Below are 3,245 nucleotides of genomic sequence, written 5' to 3' on the forward strand. Positions count from 1 at the left end.
AACATTCCTCAACCCGAAAACGGACTGTACGTAATGGACTTCAATATGTCAGCCTTGACATATACAGTAAGTGTATATGTCAAGGCTGACATATTGAAGTCCATTACGTACAGTCCGTTTTCGGGTTGAGGAATGTTGCCGTCATTACCTGACTCAGCGAGTATCAAACTGCCAGAGAGTGGGGTTGCACCTTCGGCACCTTTATAAGCTACATCCCATTCAGCTTTAGGATATGCACGGTAACCCCATTCTGATGCAATCCAATGGGCACCGCCATAGCTCTTGGTTGATTCATCATACAGGGATATGTAGTCATCAAAGCCATTCCAATCCACAACTCCTGAGAAATACAAGTATGGTTCTGCTTCAGGAGTGGGTTCATCCGGTACATTGCCTGCGGCAATTTTCAGCTCCATAGGATTGGATAGGTCGAGCAATAGATTTGTTTCTCCGGCAGGCAAATCCAAAGTTATGGTTGAACCATTTTCTCCGAAAACGAGATTTTGATTGTTCCCACTGAAGGCAACGTTCTTTTCCACGGCAGGCCCCATATCGGTTGTTTCTTTGCTGTAAAGGCTACCATATCCTGTTACAGTGATTGATACCGTTGATGCAGAGGGTAAATTAATCGGTAGAGTCCACTGATTATTTCTCTGATTGTATGTCATTTCTCCAGTTAAATCTCCTGCAACACTCAGATTATCGATATGAAGCGCACTCCACCAACCTTCAACAGTATTAACAGTCGTAAAATAACACCCGGATGGATCGGGAAACCAGAAATTCCAATGATCGTCAGCGGAGGAAGCGTGGAAAGTCATACCTTCCTGACCAAGATTGCCCCATACGATATTGTTCGCCTCTCGGAACCACCAATTTGTCCAGCCATTTACGCCCATGAACCCTTGATAGATTCCATTCTCGTCAGGTGATGCAAGCTGCATCGCGGTCTCATTCCAGTCCTTGTCAAGCACTGTACCAAGAATCAAATGAATTCGATAAGATTGAACCATTACTTTCAGAACTGATGAATAAGTCGGATTTATATTCGCAGAAAGTACGGAACGGACGCGAATGAAAAGAGGTGCTTTTTCATCGGCCGTGTAACCGAGACGTCCAAGCAGAGAATTAAGTTCCTCGCATAAAAATTGGCGTGAACGAACACCCTTTTCTACACTTAAATCTATAGTGCTTGAGAATTGTTCATCCGTTGAAAGTTGGATTGTTTCTTCAGCTGCGTTCACCGGAGCCTGAAGAAGAGTATCACTCAGAGCAAGTTGTCCGTCACCACTCCAGTAAATAGTCATTGCCAGAGCCTGCGGATTATCTGGCGTAAGTATAATGTCACCTGTTGCTCCTCCCAACGTCATATCGTCGGAGGGCAAGACATACACAGGGTCGATATCACTGTCGCATGAAGCAAAGCCAAATGCCGTGATACCCGACAGCAGTGCGGTCTTTAATATATTTCTTAGTTTCATAATTAGTTATCAATAAAGTGGATTTGACAGATTAGGATTTGCGGTAAGATCCGTGTCAGGTATGGGGTAAATGTTGTATCTTTCATTAACCGAGCGACCATCCAGAACACCACCTTTCCACTGCCAGATATATGAATCTGATGTGAATTTACCGAAGCGTACAAGGTCTGTTCTACGGACTGATTCAAGATAAAGTTCACGGCCACGTTCATCAAGAATAAAGTCCAGCGTTAAATCTGAGTCTGAGATTTTCCCACTTTCATTATTGTTGTAAGCGCGAAGGCGAACCTGATTCACGAGATTAAGAGCCTCACCACGGGAAATCCCTGAACCGCCACGGAGCAAAGCCTCTGCCGCCATGAGATATACATCTGCAAGACGTATCATGGGATAGTCCGTAGAACATCCGGTGGCTGCCGAGTTTGATGCGGCAACACCGTCATCGGTAAGGTTTGAGAATTTCTCGAAAAAATATCCTTCCGACTGATTGTCAATTGGTCCGGAAAAGTATTGCTCCTGTCCATCCGTATAGAACATAGCACGGCTGTCGAGAGTATTGGAGACATCTCCAAACTTTTCGACTATTTCGCCACGGGCGCGGAACATGCCCCAACCATTGGTCAGACCATATTTAGCCGGGTCTTGTGAACTGGAGTTTCCACATGAACCACACACGAGATACGTACCACCTCCCCATGTGACAGAAGTCGTTGCATCACATACCATAGCAAACAGTATTTCATGTGTACGTTTGTGATTGTCAGCATTAAAAAGTTTTGCATAATCCGGTTCAAGATGAAAAGCCGGATTTGAGATTACCTTATGGCACGCAGTTATACACTCGGTATAATATTTAGTGTCAATGCTACCACGGTACACGGCGCTGTTGAGATAAAGCCTTGCAAGTAGCGCCCATGCCGTAGGTTTACTAGCTCTGCCATACTCATTAGTATCCGGCAGTGCGGCATCAGAGCCTTCGGCAACAAGAGATTTAAGTTCGCTTTCAATGAAGTCAAATAATCCGACTCCATCATACGCTTCGGGAATAAAGCCAGTCACGGGTGTATTTTCATCAACTTTTGGACCTTTCCGATAAAGGTCAAGCACCATCCAGTAGCTAAAAGCTCTCATAAAGCGTGCTTCAGAGCGATAAGACCGGATTTCACCTTGTTCGGAAGCTGAAAAGTCTGCTATTGCAGCATCTGAACAATTGCGTAGGAATTCATTACAAAGGGTGATGTTGAAGAACAGCCAATAATAAGAGTCTGACACCCAAGAGTCTTTTGAACTCCAATTTATGTAGGTCAAATCGACGAGATTGTTGCCAGACAACCATGTGTTTGCCACTTCATCAGTAGCGGCCTCCTGAAGGTTGAAATATCCACGGGAAAAATCCTGTCCATTGATTGTTGTAAGGTCTCCATTGTCACCACCTTGACCTTGACCAGCAAGGACATAAGAGGCATATATTTTTGCGAGGACTTTCTTGTAGTTCTCAGGTTGAGAATACACATCGTTTGATGTGGTTTCTGTTACGGGCATTTGGTCAAGGTCATCAGTACAACTGCCCAACAGTAGTCCGAAACCCAGCAAAAAGCCGATTAATATATTTATTTTTTTCATTGTCTTACTTTTAGAAATTGAGGCCGAATGTTACTGAATATGTCCGGGGACGAGGATAGACAGCTGTATCAACGCCATTGCCAGTTTCAGGATCTACGCCCTTGTATTTTGTTACAGTGAACACATTTTGAACCATTGCCG

2 protein-coding genes are annotated in these 3,245 nt (G+C 44.3%); both read right to left on the bottom strand.

Annotated features, from left to right (window positions below; genetic code table 11):
• Nucleotides 1–8 precede the first annotated feature (8 nt).
• The gene (locus C5O24_RS11970; RefSeq protein ID WP_107681890.1) at nt 9–1,481 is read right to left on the bottom strand and encodes a DUF5114 domain-containing protein; all 1,473 of its coding nucleotides are present in this window, start codon (nt 1,479–1,481) and stop codon (nt 9–11) included.
• 9 nt (nt 1,482–1,490) lie between these two features.
• Entirely contained in the window at nt 1,491–3,104 is a 1,614-nt protein-coding gene (locus C5O24_RS11975; protein ID WP_107036598.1) for a RagB/SusD family nutrient uptake outer membrane protein, read from the bottom strand.
• Nucleotides 3,105–3,245: the final 141 nt, after the last annotated feature.

This window comes from Paramuribaculum intestinale (assembly GCF_003024925.1).
Classification (GTDB): Bacteria; Bacteroidota; Bacteroidia; order Bacteroidales; family Muribaculaceae; genus Paramuribaculum; species Paramuribaculum intestinale.

Bases quoted from the DNA above. Each gene is read 5' to 3' on its own strand.
- C5O24_RS11970 (WP_107681890.1), bottom strand. From the start codon at position 1,481: ATGAAACTAAGAAATATATTAAAGACCGCACTGCTGTCGGGTATCACG.
- C5O24_RS11975 (WP_107036598.1), bottom strand. From the start codon at position 3,104: ATGAAAAAAATAAATATATTAATCGGCTTTTTGCTGGGTTTCGGACTA.